This is a genomic window from Sphaerisporangium sp. NPDC005288, from assembly GCF_040607475.1.
Classification (GTDB): domain Bacteria; phylum Actinomycetota; class Actinomycetes; order Streptosporangiales; family Streptosporangiaceae; genus Sphaerisporangium; species Sphaerisporangium rhizosphaerae.
Genome location: NZ_JBEXGT010000003.1, coordinates 184,264 through 199,503, shown reverse-complemented (window position 1 = coordinate 199,503; position 15,240 = coordinate 184,264). Strand labels below are relative to the sequence as shown.

Sequence of the window (15,240 nt, the reverse complement as noted above, 5' to 3'; positions counted from 1 at the left end):
CCAGGGGTGTAGCCAGATCGCTCTTACCGCGAAAGTCACGGTGGGATTCGACTCCTCGTTCGATGGCGGACGAGGGTTCGCGCGCTTCCATGGAGGCTGTTCGCCCATCCACAGGACATCCCTCGGGAGAAAGCGAGAGCACCCATGAGTTCCGGGCATCGCAGGGGAGTCGGGCAGAGGTTACGCAGAGCCGTGGTGACGGTGGCCACCGCGCTGGCGGTGACCGCGTCCACGGCGACGGTCGCGGCGCCACCGGCCGCCGCCGCGCCGCCCAACTACAGCGAGGACCCCACCCAGTACTGGAACGGCGTACTGATCGACGTGTTCCGGAACCTCAAGGGGAGGGACGCGACGCCGGGCAAGCTCGCCAGGGCCGCGGCGATGGTCAACGCGTCGATCTTCGACGCCGAGACCATGTTCCAGGACAAGTGGGGGGTGCGGAGATACCAGCCGTACCTGCAGGCCGGGACGTACTTCTCTCTGGCCAGGACCGACGGCGAGGAGGAGCGGGTGATCGGCCGGACGGCCTACAACATCATGCTCGACCTCTTCGGTGCCGGGAAGCTGGCCGACAGCCCCGACCAGACGGCCTTCCTCGACCAGCGGTTCCGGGCCTGGTTCGGCACCTCGCCCACCGACTCCGACTACCTGGACCTGCAGGTGGTCAGCTCGGTCGTGAACCGGATGCGTAACTTCCGGGCCGGGGACGGCTCCGAGGACACCCCGGGGTACACGCTCGCCAACGTCCCGGGCGCCTGGCGGCCCACCGGCGGGCCGGGAAGCTCGTGCGCCGGCGGCGCTGACGCGGTGGACCCGAGGTGGGGCGTGGTCAGGCCGTTCGCCATATCCAGCGGGTCGGTGTTCCGGCCGGCCACGCCGGGAAAGTACGCCGACTACGCCGCGCTGATCCGCGATCCCGAATACCGGGCGCAGGTCGCCGAGGTCCGGAGGCTGGGCGGCGCCACCTCCACCGCCGCGACCCCGAACCAGCGCGACGTCGACCAGACCGCGGCGGCCTGGTTCTGGTCCAACGACCTGGACGGCACCTACAAGCCGCCGGGCCAGCTCCTCGAACACACTCGCCTGGTGGCTCGGCAGCGCGGCCTGACCAGCAAGTACGAGAACGCGCGACTGTTCGCCCTGGTGTCGCTGGCCCTGGCCGACGCCGCCATCGCCGAGTGGGACGTGAAGTACCTGACGCCGATCGACCTCTGGCGGCCGGAGTCCGCCATCCGCGACGGCGGCCTCGACCCCGACTGGCGGCCGCTGTCGGCCGACCGCAACGGGGTCAACTTCTCGCCGTGCTTCCCGGCATGGGCCTCCGGCCATGCCACGTTCGGCGGCGCCTGGGCCGGGATCATGCGGCGCTTCTTCGGCAACGACGACATCCCGGTCCGGCTCACCAGCGAGGACCCGCACGCCCCCGTCCGGACCAAGGACTTCGCCGGCTTCAGCCAGGCCGCGCGGGAGAACGCCGACAGCCGGGTATGGCTGGGCGTCCACTACCCGTGGGACGCCCGGGACGGGCTGGAACTCGGCGAGAAGATCGCCAATCACGTATACACGAACAAGCTGACCTGCATCTCCACCCCGTGCCCGGCGCCCGCCTGACGGGCGGGACGGAGCACGGTACAACGGGGGCACCCCTGCCTGATCTTTCCGTCTGCTGGGCTTGCCTGGGTCGGGGCAGGCGGGACGATCAGGCTTCCACCTCGGCCACGTACGGTCCTTGGCGTGCACCGTTTCTACCCGGAGCCGAGGCCCCCCGTCGGAGGCATGGTTTTGGGGTTGCAACCTGTACCGGGGTACGGGCCTACCGTCGAGCTGTAGGGGTCGCTCGCGTGAGAGTCGGGCGGTCGTGGCACGTGGAGGGCTCATGGAGTGGGCACCGGCTGCATGCACGCTGCCGACGGAGGAACGGCCGTTGAGGGTGGCGGAGTTCGATGAGTTGTTCGCCTCGGCGCTGCGCGGGCTGGAGCGTGTGACGTCTACGCGTCTGCGGCTGGTGCTGGGTGGTGGTGCGCAGGTGGAGGAGGCCGCGAGGGATCTGGCAGCGCGTGAGTCGGCCTGCTGCTCGTTCTTCGTCTTCACCTTCGCCGGCGACGGTGAGGGCCTGGTCCTGGACGTCGAGGTGCCCGCGGTTCACGCCCATGTGCTTGATGGGCTGGCGGCTCAGGCGGTCAAGGCGGCTCCCCGGGTGGCGTCGTGAGCGGGAAGTGGTTGCGTACGGGAGAGGTCGCGGAGGCGGTGGGGGTCAACGTCCAGACGTTGCGTTACTACCATCGGCGGGGCCTGCTGGAGGAGCCGCGACGGAGCAACGGAGGGCATCGGCTGTATCCGCCGGAGACCGTGACGGTTCTTCGTGTGATCAAAGTGGCGCAACGGCTGGGCTTCACGCTGGATGAGGTGGCCGGCCTGGTGGAGGCGGTCGCACATCGTCATGGCGGGCCGGATCGAGGTTTGCGGGTACGGGCGGCGGCCAAGCTGGCCGAGGTGGAACAGAAGATCGCCGACCTTCAGGCGATTCGCGAGACGCTCGTCCAGGCGGTGGATGCCGGGTGTGACGACCTGGTGGCGTGTGCGGGGAGTCCGTGCTGTCCGCTGCCGTTCTCGGACGTGGCGGACGAGGGCGAGCATGGCGAGGTCAACTGATCCCGGCCGAGGCCGGCGACTGCTTCCGGCCGGCGTGACGGGCTTGGCCGCACTGGCCTGCGCCGCTTGCTGTGTGCTTCCTGTACTGCCGGCGGCAGGGGTGATCGGTGGCGCTGGAGCTGTTGTGCTGACGAATGTGATGCCGATGGTGGCTGTGGGCCTGGCGGGCGTGGCCGTGCTGGCGTGGGGGACTGGCGTGGTTCCTCCGGCGCCGCAGGCGGGCCACTGCATGCGCGGGCGGAGACGGCTGCGGCTGCCACAGTGCGAAGGCCCGTCAGCACTCGGTGAGCGACCCTCTACAGTCACGGCTGTGACTGTCGCGCGTTCCCTTCTGCTGTTCGTGGTCGCCGCGCTCGCCGAGATCGGCGGGGCCTGGCTGGTCTGGCAGGGGGTTCGAGAACAACGCGGGCTGCTGTGGGTCGGCGCCGGGTTCATCGCCTTGGGCCTTTACGGGCTCGTGGCCACCTTCCAGCCGGATGCCGACTTCGGCCGCATCCTGGCCGCCTACGGCGGTGTGTTCGTGGCGGGTTCGCTGGTGTGGGGCATGGTGGTGGACAAGTTCCGCCCGGATCGGTGGGATCTCATAGGGGCGGCGATCTGCCTGCTGGGTGTGCTGGTCATCATGTACGCCCCACGCGGGTGACCACGGCCGAACAGATCGACCCACGCCGCTGCAGCGCTCTCGCTTTGCATGGCGGCGGCACGTCCATCGCCGGCGGGTTCGGCTTGGTGCGGCGGGTGCTGTGTACGGCGGGCGGCCCGCGTTCCCGCCGCCGGCCGGGACCGGCGCCCACGCTGCGCGACAGAGAGATCGCGGACGCGTTCGATGCTGACCAGGCACGGAGAACGGTTCGGGGGACGATTTGGCGCGCACGTGGCACGACGAGGATGAGGAGGAACCGCCGGGCGTACTGGCTCCGGTCTGAGCCGGACCTCTTGCTGTGTGCCTGGCTGTTGGTGGTCATCAGCGGCGTTCTGCGGGGCGTTGCGGCCAATATGCGGCCGTGTCCGCTACGAGCGTGCGAGGCGATGTCCGGCCGGACGACTCGCAGATCTCGAGGGAGCGGATGACGGGTTGGTTCGCTGTACTGCCGCTGTTGGAAGGTGCACGCTCAGCGAGCATCAAGGGGACATGAATCTCATACGGGAGTGCTGCGCTTCGAACCAGTCGGCGGCTATGTCCGTTCGCGTGACCCGTCCGATGAGCGCCAATGCCGAAGCCAGGCTTTCGTCCGAGTCAACCCGATCATCGGTGGGCTCGTCACCGCTGATCTGGAAGCGCAATCCTTCCATCAGGTGATCGAGCGCGTGCGGATCATCGCCGAGCCGGTCGCCTGGGCATCTGGGTTCGAAGGCGACGACCATGCGTCCATCGCGGGCGTACTGGAACAGGGCGTTGTTGTTGATGTCCATGTCGAGGCTGAGGGCTTGCCCGCCGCCGGCGGCGAGGGTACGAACGAACGCGGCGTCGGTACGTGCGGGCAGGACACAAGTCCAGTCGCCGACCTCGGCCACCCAGAGGGAACCGTCGTCGATCGCCTCATCGAGGATCTCGCTCAGGTAGCACGGGGTGCGAGTGCCGGGGTCTAGTGAAAAGTGTGATGCGATGGTCGCGATGTCCACTCCCTGTACCCATACGGCGCAGAATCCCAGCGACCAGAGGTCATTGTGGTCGTCGAGACCTTCGGTGAAGAGGGTCGATTCCAGCAGGTCGTACAGGTGTGTTCTCGACCGCATGCTCATTGCCTCTCTTCCAGTCGCTGATCACGCGCCGATTCGACGGGGGTCAGCCATTGTGTGTCGCGGCCTGTACGAGGGTGACGGCCGGCCTGTGACCTGGCGCAGCGGTCGCCCGTGGCTCGGATGAATCAGAATGGAGCCATCGGTTCTGCCCATGGTAGGTACTCTGCCTATGGAGTTCTTCTGTTACCACCGGGATCGGCGTGACTCCGCGGCATTGCGCGATGAGCTGCTGGAAGAGCACTGGTCCTATATGGATCGGTACGCGGCGGAGATGATCGCCCGTGGCCCGACCCTCGACCGTGGCCGCGATACGGCCACCGGCAGCGTGCACATCGTTGACCTGCCCGATCTCGCCACTGCGCGTGCGTTCGTCTTCGACGAGCCCAACTACCAGGCCGGTGTGTACCGGGATGTGATGCTGCGTCGGTGGCAGAACGTGCTGGGGCGCACCATGTGGGACTTCCCTGGTGGCCGAGACGGGGGCGACCGGTACCTGGTGCTGGGGCTCGGCTCTGGTCAGGCCGCCGACCTTGTCCCGCCGCTCGGCCAGGACGAGCTGATCGCGTATGGGCCGCTGCTGTCGGACGACGGCACCACCTGGCTGGGCACGGCCCTGTTGATCCGGGCGCCGGACCCGGATGCGGCACGCTCGGTCCTGACCCCCGACCGTTACGCCGACATCGAGGTCCACGACTGGCAGTTCGGCGGGCGACAGTGAGGAGCATCTGACCGTCGATGAAATCAGAGGCCGCCTTGGATCACAGTGGCAGGTAAAGGGCGTAGGGAAGGCTGTCGATGAGTGCGTCGTCGAGTCGCACGCCGGTCTCCAGTTCGAGAATCGTCAGCATGACGGCTCGCAGATAGACGGGATCGGCCCCCTCCTCGTCGGCTTCCTCTTCTTGGAGGTAGCGGTGGAACAGGTCGGCATAGGCCGCGAGCGGACCCGCCTGCCATCCCGCGATGAGTTCCTCCGACGACTCCTCATGGCCGCGTCGTTCCTCGTCCCAACTGCCGCCGCTGCCGTCGGACCGGATGTAGGCGAAGGCCAGGTTGTAGAAATCCCATTGGGCGATGCCGTGATCACAGCCCTTACCCAAAGCATGGGCGTTGGGCATGAACCGGGCGGCACCTACTTCGTCGTAAGTGACGACGGCCGGGCCGACCTGCCCGATGAGCAGGCATCCGTCCTCGCCCAGCGTTTCGCGTCCGGGAGCGGGGACAAGGTCGGCCCGCTGCATGCCGATGCGCCGCACGGCTTCGTCGAGGGTCAGCGGCGTGGTGACGGTGTAGCAGAAATGCTCGATGTAATCGATCAGCTTGTGGTTGCGGCGTAGCAGGTCGCGGTACGGCTGAGTGATGGCGTCGTACATCACACCATGATCGAGCATGATGGCCGTACGGTGATCGCCACAGCTAGCGCATGGGCCGCCGACTGGTTCCAGCATGCGACCACGGACGCGGCATGACCAGGCCACGAAGAGGTGTCCTCGACGCCATTGAGCCTTGTCACGGCGTGCTGGGCACCGGCCGCTCCTCCGAGAGCGTTTGCACGCGCTGGCGGCCACGGCTAAGGGTGCGGGCGATGTGTCATGGCTGACCGGTAGAGGGCTGTTCCTTGATGACGCGGTCCCGGGGGCCGCCGTAGACGGGGTTTCTGTCGAAGCGTTTCTCTGTGACGAGCAGGCGGATCGCTCTCGGATCGCGGTCGGGCTGCTCCGCCTCCCAGACGATCCAGTCATCGCCGACGGGCTTGGTCTGCGTGCGCACCTCGCTATAGCCGCCGGGGTTGTCCGGCGCGACCGCCATGATCAGGTAGGTGACCTTCAACCCGCGCTTCTTGAGTTCGGGTAGAACCTCCCCGACGGTCTTCTCGTCCACCCGGAAATCGGCGAGCGAGCCGCCCTTCGTGGTCGCCGTCCGGTACTCGTACTTGATCATCCGCGGCTCGTGTGACGTGTCGGGTACGAGAACGCATGGGGCGACCGGGCCGCTCATCAGGATCGTGCTGGTGGAATGGTCGCTGATCGTCCAGACGAACGTCTGGCCGGGCTTGAAGAGATGGGTGTCGATCCGCATCTGCCAGCCTTGTCCGGACTCTTCGCCGGGGATGTTCTCCGGCACGGAGTACAGGCCGCGGGGAATGTCCTGGACATGGGCTCCACGCGGTTCCCTGCACCACTTGCCGGGCGGTGCGTAGTCGACGATGGCCGGAACGTCGAGCTCCTTCAACCGCTTCGCCAGGCCGCCCTGGTCGCGGAAATCCCGGATCTGGACGTACACGACGCCGTCGGGTTCCTCGGTGACCGCGTAGGAGGGGGTGCCGCCGTTCTCCAGCAGGCTCGGCCCCACCACGATGCCCGCGGCGAGCAGGCCCGCGCCCGCCAACCCCATGAGCAGCCGTGGGGCATGGCGCCGGCGGGGACGGGCGGAGGACGGGCCGGGCTGGTTGGAGGACGGGCCGGGCTGCTCGGCGGTGATCGCCGCCAGGAGCTCCCGCGCCCCCGTGTCGGACGCGCCCCCACCCGGCGCGCCCGGTTCCACCCGGGCCAGCGCACGGGTGATCACGTCGATGTCGTCGATGTGCTTCACAGCTGCCCTTCCTCCGCCGGGATCAGCCGGCTTTCCGGTCTGAACCGCACGTCCGCCTCGGCGAGCGCGCGGGCGAAGCGCCTGCGAGCGCGGTGGAGTCTGATGCGTACGGCGTTGCGTGACAGGCCGAGCACGGTGGCGATCTGCTCTCGGTCCAGCCCTTCCCAGGCGACCAGGGACAACAGCTCCCGATCGGCGTGCGGCAAGGTGAGGAAGACCTGCTTGATCGCTGTCAGCTCGACCCCGCTGTCGGGCGCGGCCTGGTACACGTCGGCCAGTTCGGCGTCGAGCTGCACACTGAGGGCCTGGCGACGCACCTCGCCGCGATAGTGGTTGGCCAGCACTTTCCGCGCCACGCCGTACAGCCACAGCGTGGCCTGTTCGCCGTCCGGCACTTCGCCCATCCGCCGCCAGGCGATGGCGAAGGTCTCGGCCACGACGTCCGCCGCATCCTGCGGTGAGTCGCAGCGCCGGGCCGCGTACGCCGTGAGCCGGCCATACGTCTCCCGGTACACGGACTCGAACCTGGCCCGCTCACCACCCACTGGCTGGGCCCATCTCCGGTCTCCTTGGCATTCTCATGCTGCTCTCCTCATGGCGCGGTCCACGGACATCTGTGCCTATGTAGGGAGAAGGGCCATCATTTCGCGTCGGGACGCGGGAAATCGGATGTCTTGACGCGGCCAAGCGGCCACAGGTGGAAGAGCAGAGGTCGAGGGGCCGGTCAGGCGCGGTGGCGGCGGTGGATGTATGTGGATATGGAGTGGATGGCGTTGGGAGCGCAGGCCGCGGCGAGGCCGATGACGACGCCGGAGAGGAACAGCATGCGCTGCGCGATCGCTTCGCCGTTCACGTCGACGTAGCTGGCGCGGACCTGCAGGGTGGCGAGCTCGCCTTCGCTCTTCCAGCTGAAGCCGGGCGTATTGCCCGCTTCGACAGGCTCGACGCTGAGGTAGTCCACCCGCAGTGGCGCCTCGTCGAGGATCAGCACCATTTGCGTGTACCGCTTGAAGTCGGTGAAGTCGCACGCGCTGGAGATGCGGTCCCACTCGGCGAAGGTCAGGCCGGACAGATTCCCGTTATGGGTGGCGGCGGCCAGCCCCGTGCACTGCATCTGGGACCCGACCTGCGGGGACGCGAACGCGATCCGCGAGTTCTCGGCGCTGATCGGCGGTATGCGCATCTCGCCGGTGAGCCGGCGGGAGTCGTCCAGGAGGACGAGTTGACGGTCGCCGAGTTCGACCGATTGGAGTTTCGTCTCACCGATGCGAGGTCGGTCGATACGGGCGCCGCCGCGGAACTCCAGGATGACCGGGAATGGGTTCGCGCGCGCGGTGTCCCAGTAGAGCGCGAGAGACTGCGTCCATTCGTCCTGATGGCCGGGCTCCTGGGATTTCTCGTAGGAGACGTTGAGCGAGGACTCGGTGAGCTTGGCCTCGCGGGGGAGGTAGATCGTCACGTCGCTGTCGAACCCGTAGTCCGGGCGCAGATGTGGGGACAACGGTGCGCCGGGACGTCCCGCGTCGAACAGCGCCCAGGCCAGCCCACACAGCGACACCGCGGTTGTGAGGAGCAGGATGCCGGCCACGGGAAAACGGACCTGCCGTCGCTGTTCGGGGGGTGGCTTCAGAGAGGGGGCCGGGATACGTGGCGCCGGTGCGGGAGGCGGCGGGGTCTTCGGCGTCGGCGGGGTCTTCGGCCTCGGCGTCCGGCCGGCCGCCCACCGCAGTATCGCCCGGGCCGCGGAGAACAGCAGTACTGCCGCGACGAAGGGGAGGTGGCGGATCACCGGAGATCGGTGGCGCTGGTCAGGGGACGACTTCGGGCGGGGCGCCGGTAAGCCCTGCCGGGGAATGGGTCCGTGACGCGGTGGGGTCTTCCGTGGTGGCGGTCGTCTCGTCATCGGACCTGCCGTCAGCCGGTCGGCAAGATGAGCCCGCAACCGTCCGGCATGATCGCGTTGATCACCTCCTGGGTCGACGTGCCGATGTCGGAGGTCACGGTGACCTTCAACGGGTACTGCGGGGCACAGTGGTAGCTGCCGTCGTCCAGGCGGTTCAGCCGGAACAGCGGCCCCAGGCGCTCCGACAGGTCTTCGTCGGTTCTCAACGAGACGTCCCGCCCGTCGGCGGTCAGGGTGAGGTACTGGTGGAAGCGGACCAGCACGGTGACGCCCGGTTCAAGCGCGAAAGGCGGCCGTTGCGTCACAGAAGGCGTCCGGGAAAGGACCGCCGCGTTGTTCTGGTAGATGTCGACCTGACGCGTCTCTCTGGCTGTCTTCAGCGCTAATAGTGCGCCCGCTTTGTCGCGGTTCGTAGGGAATGTCGTGCTGATGTCGACGATGCAAATCCTGTTCTTGGTGAGGTTGGCGATCGAGTAGACGGGTTTCCATTCGATCTCGGGTGTGCCAGCCCCGTCCGGCGGGTCGACGATGGCCAGCGCCATGGTCAGGTCGAATTTCCCGCTGATGCCGATGCCGCCCGCCGAGGACCCGTTGCCGACGGTGACCTCGTCGCAGCTCCTGTTCGGCGGCGTGGTGGAGGGGGCGCAACCGGTCGTGGCGAGGACGATGGCGGCGAGAATATTCGACGCGTTGCATCTGAGATGGGTGATTCCACGCTGACGCACGCTGCCTCCGGGGAGGATGACCGCCGGGTCGGCTCTCGATAAGGGGGACGATATTCAGTTTAGTGGCTCAAGCGGTCCCGTGCTGTCCGTGCGTTGTGGCCGATATCCATGCTGGATTATCGGGTTGCGTGGTGTCCAAATATGGGGGAATTATCCCCGCCATGCCTCGTTGTTGGTTCCCTGTGACGGCCGAGGAGGCGGCCTCGGGTGCCGGGGGGCGGTAGAAGGTGGGCCATGCGGTGGCGGTCACTCGGGTACGACGGTGAAGAGTTCGTAGCTGTGGCCGTCGGGGTCGCGGACGTATACGCCCCGGCCGCCGGCGAGGTGGTTGATGTCGCGGTCCCAGCCGTGTGCGGGGCCGGAGCCGTAGTCGACCGACGGGGCTCGGCCGAGCCGTTCCATGACCGCGTCGAAGGTGTCGTCGTCGACCAGGAACGCGTAGTGGCCGGGCTGGGGCCGGTGGCGGTCGTCGAAGTCGAGGGTGAGGTCGTCGTTGACGCTGACGGGTGTGAGCGGCCCGGCGGGCGGGCCGACCCGCAGGCCCAGGAGGCCGGCGAAGAACGTGGCGGCCACGGTCCGGTCGGTGGCGGGGACGATCAGGTGGTTCATGACGATGGTCATGGAGAGCCCTTCAGGAGGATCGAGATGCGTGCGATTCGCACATAATCATATGTGCGAATCGCACGCAACCGCCCGTAGGGTGAGGGCATGAGAGAGGGGCACGACGGAGGACCCGCGCTGTTCCGCCTGGTGCGCTTCTGGTCACGCAGGTGGGCCGGCCGCGCATCGGAGGAGCTGACCGGCGAGTCGCGTCACGTGCAGCACATCCTGGTCGTCGAGGCCGTGGTCACGAACGCGTCCCGCGCCGTCCCCGGGGAGGACGCGGTGGTCACCGTGGGCACCGTGGCCCACCAGCTCGGGCTCGACCATTCGGGCGCCAGCCGCATGGTGAGGGACGCGGTCGAAGCCGGCTACCTCGCCCGCGCCACCTCCGAACGCGATCGGCGCCGCGCCTGCCTGCGGCTCACCGAGAGCGGGGAGGAGTTGCTGGCGACCGCCAGGCGATGGCAGCGCCAGGCGTTCGATGAGCTGACGGCCTCCTGGCCAGAGGACGACCGGCGGCGGTTCGCGAGCTATCTGCGGCGCCTGGCCGACGACGTCGGCGCATAGCCGCCACCGCAGGGGACGGGCCGTTACCGGCAGGTCGCGGTCTGCGGGGTGCAGAACTCGACCTCGGGATAACGGGGGGACGGCTCGTTCAGCAGGGGTTGCGGGATGCCGCGCAGGTGCAGGTCGAAGAAGGCGCGGACGTACCGGCGGGTGATCTCCACGGTGCGGGTCGCGGGCAGGTCGCCGCCGAGGTCGACGCCGATCTGCTGGGCCAGCAGGTCATAGTCGGTGAAGGACGCGTGCACGGCTCCGGCCACGACGAGCCAGCGTTTCCATCCGGTCAGATGCTCCCAGTCACGGTCCCACGTGGAGTCCTCGCCGCCCGGGCTGTGCAGCGTCTGGCCAAGGAACAGGAACGGCCGCGCCACTCCGCTGCCGGAGATCGGGGCGAACATCGTGCCGTCCATGTTGATCCCGGCGCGTACCCGGGGGTCGTTCAGCATGGTCTCGGCGGCGCTCGCGCCTCCGAGGGAGCTGCCCGCCATCGCGATCCGGGACGGGTCGATCAGCGAAGCGCCCTGCCACGCGGAGTGTGGTCCGGTCAGCTCGTCGACCACGAAGGAGACGTCGACCGCCCGGTTCTCCACCGCCTTCTTCCCGAAGTCGTCGGTCTCGAGTTCGCAGGCGGCGCAGGTGGTCAGCCGCCCGCCGGGGAAGGTGGTGGCGAAGGTCTCGTAGGTGTGGTCGATGCCGGCCACCACGTAGCCCCTGCTCGCCAGCTCCTCGGCCAGGGCGGTGAGCGAGCTCCGGGGGTCGGTGAAGCCGGGAGACAGCACGACGAGGGGGAGAGTGCGCCGAACTCCCGCCGGTCTCGCGTCGGTGTGGGCGTTGGTCCGCGTTCTGCTCAGCACGTCGGCGGGGACGCCCGTCACCCCCTTGCCTTGCAGGATGAGCTCCGACTCCTTGGGCGTCACGTACGGCGCGCGCGGGCCGCTCCGCGACGTCGCCGGGTACCAGAGGGAGACCATGAGCTCCCTCGCCCCGGCCTCGGGGACCCACGGATCGGGGCGGGAGGCGTCTTTCAGGTACAGGGATGTCGTGCCGACCGGATGGGGACCGGTCGGCGCCGGCAGGTACGGGGCGCCGCTCGGCGTGGCCGAAGGACCGGCGGAGGAGGCGGAGACAGAGGCGGAGACAGGGACGGAGGCAGAGGCGGACGCGGGCGCCCAGGAGGTGGCGGCCACCAGCGCGAGCAGTCCGGCCACGGCGGCCAAGCCGCCTCGCGCGGCCACGGCCCGCGGCCTTCTCCTGCTCGGACCGGGGCCGGTGGGGGTGGGGTGACTCTCGTCGTGCTCGGTCAGGCGCTCGGTGCGCTGGGCCGGAGCGGAATCGTCGTAGGGCATGGAGCGATCTTGCGAGTTCAGGACGGCCCCGGTATCGACCGAAGGTGCGGTCGGCACGGTTTCCGAGCAGTCCTTTAGACCGATGGCCGGCCCTTCACGCGGATCGGCCCTGCGCGTCTCACGACGGCGATCTCGGGAGCGGCAGGCGACACCAGTGCGGTGGAACGCGGTGGAACGCCTACCGGGTGGGTGCTGAACGGGCACCGTTTCAGGACGATCAGAGGGGCGCACATGAAGGAACGTCCATCAGGTCACCCGGAAGGCCGTGGTGACGGATGACCCCCACGCCGAATCACCGCGACGACGATCGCCTTTCGTCGTTCCCGTCGTCAGGAGAAGCGCATGTCCGGGCGTGATCGAAACCACCGCGTCTCCCGCCGCGTGATGCGGGTGCTCGGCGGCGCGGCGGCGCTGGCCGCCCTGCCGGCCGTTCTGTCCGTGCGGCCCGCGATGGCGGCGCGGCCCTGCTACGGCGACTGCCAACCGGGTGTGGTGCGGTCCGCCGGGGTCCTCAAGTACGACGCCCCCGTGGGCGTGGACGACCAGATCACCGTCAGCGCGACCGGCGGGTTCCTCACGGTCGCCGATCCCACCGCCACGCTCACCGTGGGCGCCGGGTGCACGCTGGTGACCCCGCACGAGGCGCGCTGCGCGTCGGCGAACGTCGGCTCGATGGTCGTCCGCGGGCTGGACGGCGACGATGTGATCACCAACTCCACGGGCCTCGCCGCACGCCTGATGGGCGGGGACGGTGACGACCGGCTCGTCGGCGGCTCGGGCGACGACACGTTGGTCGGCGGGTTCGGCGGCGACCTGCTGCGGGGCGGCGCCGGCTCCGACACCGTCGCCTACTCCGAGGTGTCGAACAGGCTCGGCGTCCGGGCCGATCTCGACGGTGCGACCGGCGACGACGGCAGTTCGGAGGACGGGCCTGCGGGCGCCCGCGACACCATCGCCGCGGACGTGGAGAACCTGGAGGGGACCAACGCCGACGACGTGCTCATCGGCGACGCGGGCCCGAACGTCATCGACGCGTCGAACGGCCACGACCTGATCCAGGGCCTGGGCGGCGACGACCGGCTCACCGGCAGGGGCGGCGGCACCCTGGACGGGGGCGCCGGCGCCGACCGTTGTACCTCCGACCTGCGAGGTCTGCTGGAGACGGTGGACACCTTCAGTGGCTGCGAGACCACGGAGATCGTGACCTAGCGCCGTGATCTAATCGGTGGCGGCAGGGCGGCGCCGGCCGAAAACGGTTTCACAGCCCGCGGGCCGGGTCTCTACCCTGTACGCCGTGACGACTCAGGTGATCGTGCTCAACGGCGGGTCCAGCGCGGGCAAGTCCGAGATCGTCCGGCGTCTGCAGGCCGTCCTGCCGCGGCCATGGCTCGCTTTCGGGGTCGACTCGCTCATCGAGGCGATGCCCGCGTCCATGCGGGCGTCGGACGCGGGAATCGAGTTCGACCAGGACGGCGGAGTGAACGTCGGGCCGGAGTTCATGGCGCTGCAGACCGCGTGGATGGAGGGGATCGCCGCGATGGTCCGCGCCGGAGCCCCGGTCATCATCGACGATGTCTTCCTCGGCGGAGCGGCGACCCAGCGGCGCTGGCAGGCGGCTCTCGGCGGACTGGAGGTCCTGTGGGTCGGGGTCAGGTGCGACAGCGCGGTCGCCGCCGAGCGCGAGAGGACCAGGGGGGACCGGGTCCCGGGAATGGCGGTGACGCAGGCGGAGATCGTCCACGAGGGCATGGTGTATGACCTGGAGGTGGACACCACGCGGACCGGCTCCCTGGCGTGCGCGGAGATCATCGCCGATCGCGTGCGGCGATCCGGCGAACCCCTCTAGACACCGAGTCCGGCCGCGAACCACGGGCGGATCTCGAGTCGCCGTCCAATCGTTGCGGCTTCGCCATCTACCAGGGGTCTGTGACGGCTGTGACCGATGGGAAGATTGCGGCCTCCGGGAAATAATGTGGAGTTTCCGGACAAGGCGGAGTCAGAGCTGCTAAGTGTTGTGCGGCCAGGATTCACAGCAGAGAGGTTCGGCATGGACCGCGACGGCCACCCGAGATCCCACGAAGAGGATCCTCTCCAGCAGGTGGAGCCCACGGGCATCGACCGGGACGACCAACCGGTGCGCCCGGGCGGTGACGTGCTGTCCGACGGCTGGACGCCCGGACACGAACCCGCTCACGCCCCAGACGACGAGGCGTCCGACCCTGACCGGGCCGACCATCAGTGGGCCGAGGGTGACGAGCGGCTCGAGAGTCTCGAAGAATTCGACTATCTCTACCGCCGCGAGGGCGAGGAGATGGTGCTCGACGACGAGCGGTCCGAGTCCGAGGACCCTGAGCGGCCGGGTCGCGAGGAGTGGGACACCGAGAGCGGAGGGGAGCGCGGCTTCCTCGGCTCGGGGTGGACCGGCGAGGCGGACGCAGAGGAGAAGGGCGGCAAGAACAAGGGGTTCATCGTCGCCATCGCCGCGATCGTGCTGCTCGCGGTGGCGGGCGGCTGGATCGTGTCCACCTCGGTCGGCTCCAAGCCGGAGGCGGCCTGCTCGGCCCCCGGCAAGTGCCCTTCGGTAGAGCAGTCGGATCCCGCGCTGACCGACACCCCCAGCGCCGGGCCCAGCATCGGCGACCCGGCCACCGAGCCCACCGCCGGGACCGGCGAGACCGCGGAGCCCCCCAGCGGGACGCCCACGCCGACGGCCGGCCAGGGACGGCAGACGCGCCCGCCCACGTCCCGGCCGACGCCGACGCGCACCCGGGTCCACTCGCCGCGGCCGTCGCCCAGGTCCAGCGGTCGCCCGCAGCAGACGCAGGACCCGCGGATCGAGGACGACCCCGAGTCGTCCCCGAAGCCCCCGCCGACCACGCAGGCGCCCCCGCCGCCGGCGCCGAGCCCGACCCAGAGCGAGAGCGGCGGCGGCCTGCTGGACTGGATCTTCTGATCGTCCTGCCGGACCCGAAGACCCGCCGACCGCCCGAAGACCTGCGGGCCGCCTGAAGACCTGCCGGACGTCTGAAGCCTCCGGGCCGCCTGACGGCCCGGAGGTGGCCGGCCAGGTCGACGGACGCCGGAACCGATGTGGACCTTGATTGGGGTTGAGTGC

General features: G+C 69.1%; 17 protein-coding genes. 9 read left to right on the top strand and 8 right to left on the bottom strand.

What is annotated here, in order from left to right:
• Positions 1-144 precede the first annotated feature (144 nt).
• The 4 genes from ABZU32_RS04520 to ABZU32_RS04505 all read left to right on the top strand — a co-directional run bounded on the left by ABZU32_RS04520 (position 145) and on the right by ABZU32_RS04505 (position 3,295).
• On the top strand, positions 145-1,611 hold the full coding sequence (locus tag ABZU32_RS04520; RefSeq protein ID WP_354917030.1) for a vanadium-dependent haloperoxidase: 1,467 nt from the start codon (positions 145-147) through the stop codon (positions 1,609-1,611).
• A gap of 319 nt (positions 1,612-1,930) precedes the next feature.
• Positions 1,931-2,209: a hypothetical protein gene (locus ABZU32_RS04515; RefSeq protein ID WP_354917028.1), complete on the top strand. Its 279-nt coding sequence runs from the start codon at positions 1,931-1,933 to the stop codon at positions 2,207-2,209.
• On the top strand, positions 2,206-2,652 hold the full coding sequence (locus tag ABZU32_RS04510; RefSeq protein WP_354917025.1) for a MerR family transcriptional regulator: 447 nt from the start codon (positions 2,206-2,208) through the stop codon (positions 2,650-2,652). The genes ABZU32_RS04515 and ABZU32_RS04510 overlap by 4 nt, the downstream gene beginning before the upstream one ends.
• A gap of 310 nt (positions 2,653-2,962) precedes the next feature.
• Positions 2,963-3,295 (top strand): YnfA family protein, encoded by a 333-nt coding sequence (locus ABZU32_RS04505; protein WP_354917022.1) that lies wholly within the window; start codon positions 2,963-2,965, stop codon positions 3,293-3,295.
• Positions 3,296-3,774: 479 nt separating this feature from the next.
• Here ABZU32_RS04505 and ABZU32_RS04500 read toward each other — a convergent pair whose 3' ends face one another.
• On the bottom strand, positions 3,775-4,395 hold the full coding sequence (locus ABZU32_RS04500) for a DUF6461 domain-containing protein (RefSeq protein ID WP_354917019.1): 621 nt from the start codon (positions 4,393-4,395) through the stop codon (positions 3,775-3,777).
• Between the two features lie 169 nt (positions 4,396-4,564).
• On the opposite strand from ABZU32_RS04500, the gene ABZU32_RS04495 reads away from it, so the two are divergent.
• Positions 4,565-5,113, top strand: coding sequence for a YciI family protein (locus ABZU32_RS04495; RefSeq protein WP_354917017.1), 549 nt, complete (start codon positions 4,565-4,567; stop codon positions 5,111-5,113).
• 40 nt (positions 5,114-5,153) lie between these two features.
• On the opposite strand, the gene ABZU32_RS04490 is transcribed toward ABZU32_RS04495, so the two are convergent.
• The 6 genes from ABZU32_RS04490 to ABZU32_RS04465 all read right to left on the bottom strand — a co-directional run bounded on the left by ABZU32_RS04490 (position 5,154) and on the right by ABZU32_RS04465 (position 10,233).
• A complete protein-coding gene (locus ABZU32_RS04490) occupies positions 5,154-5,765 on the bottom strand; it encodes a hypothetical protein (RefSeq protein ID WP_354917014.1) in 612 nt (203 codons plus the stop codon).
• A 217-nt stretch (positions 5,766-5,982) separates the two neighbouring features.
• Positions 5,983-6,984 (bottom strand): hypothetical protein, encoded by a 1,002-nt coding sequence (locus ABZU32_RS04485; protein ID WP_354917011.1) that lies wholly within the window; start codon positions 6,982-6,984, stop codon positions 5,983-5,985.
• On the bottom strand, positions 6,981-7,499 hold the full coding sequence (locus ABZU32_RS04480) for an RNA polymerase sigma factor (protein WP_354917008.1): 519 nt from the start codon (positions 7,497-7,499) through the stop codon (positions 6,981-6,983). Before ABZU32_RS04480 ends, ABZU32_RS04485 begins: the two co-directional genes overlap by 4 nt.
• A 209-nt stretch (positions 7,500-7,708) precedes the next feature.
• The gene (locus ABZU32_RS04475) at positions 7,709-8,572 is read right to left on the bottom strand and encodes a hypothetical protein (RefSeq protein WP_354838129.1); all 864 of its coding nucleotides are present in this window, start codon (positions 8,570-8,572) and stop codon (positions 7,709-7,711) included.
• Positions 8,573-8,898: 326 nt separating this feature from the next.
• Positions 8,899-9,612 (bottom strand): hypothetical protein, encoded by a 714-nt coding sequence (locus ABZU32_RS04470; RefSeq protein WP_354917005.1) that lies wholly within the window; start codon positions 9,610-9,612, stop codon positions 8,899-8,901.
• Between the two features lie 246 nt (positions 9,613-9,858).
• Positions 9,859-10,233, bottom strand: coding sequence for a VOC family protein (locus tag ABZU32_RS04465; protein ID WP_354917002.1), 375 nt, complete (start codon positions 10,231-10,233; stop codon positions 9,859-9,861).
• An 87-nt stretch (positions 10,234-10,320) separates the two neighbouring features.
• On the opposite strand from ABZU32_RS04465, the gene ABZU32_RS04460 reads away from it, so the two are divergent.
• Positions 10,321-10,782, top strand: a complete 462-nt coding sequence (locus ABZU32_RS04460) for a MarR family winged helix-turn-helix transcriptional regulator (RefSeq protein ID WP_354916999.1) — start codon at positions 10,321-10,323, stop codon at positions 10,780-10,782.
• A gap of 23 nt (positions 10,783-10,805) precedes the next feature.
• Here the strand turns inward: ABZU32_RS04460 and ABZU32_RS04455 are convergent, their stop codons facing one another.
• Positions 10,806-12,125: an alpha/beta hydrolase gene (locus ABZU32_RS04455; RefSeq protein WP_354916996.1), complete on the bottom strand. Its 1,320-nt coding sequence runs from the start codon at positions 12,123-12,125 to the stop codon at positions 10,806-10,808.
• Between the two features lie 342 nt (positions 12,126-12,467).
• Here ABZU32_RS04455 and ABZU32_RS04450 point away from each other — a divergent pair, with 342 nt between their 5' ends.
• The 3 genes from ABZU32_RS04450 to ABZU32_RS04440 all read left to right on the top strand — a co-directional run bounded on the left by ABZU32_RS04450 (position 12,468) and on the right by ABZU32_RS04440 (position 15,078).
• A complete protein-coding gene (locus ABZU32_RS04450) occupies positions 12,468-13,334 on the top strand; it encodes a calcium-binding protein (protein ID WP_354916993.1) in 867 nt (288 codons plus the stop codon).
• A gap of 85 nt (positions 13,335-13,419) precedes the next feature.
• Complete coding sequence (gene cpt / locus ABZU32_RS04445) at positions 13,420-13,971, top strand: chloramphenicol phosphotransferase CPT (RefSeq protein WP_354916990.1); 552 nt, start codon at positions 13,420-13,422, stop codon at positions 13,969-13,971.
• Positions 13,972-14,172: 201 nt separating this feature from the next.
• Positions 14,173-15,078, top strand: coding sequence for a hypothetical protein (locus ABZU32_RS04440; protein WP_354916987.1), 906 nt, complete (start codon positions 14,173-14,175; stop codon positions 15,076-15,078).
• The last annotated feature ends 162 nt before the right edge of the window (positions 15,079-15,240 follow it).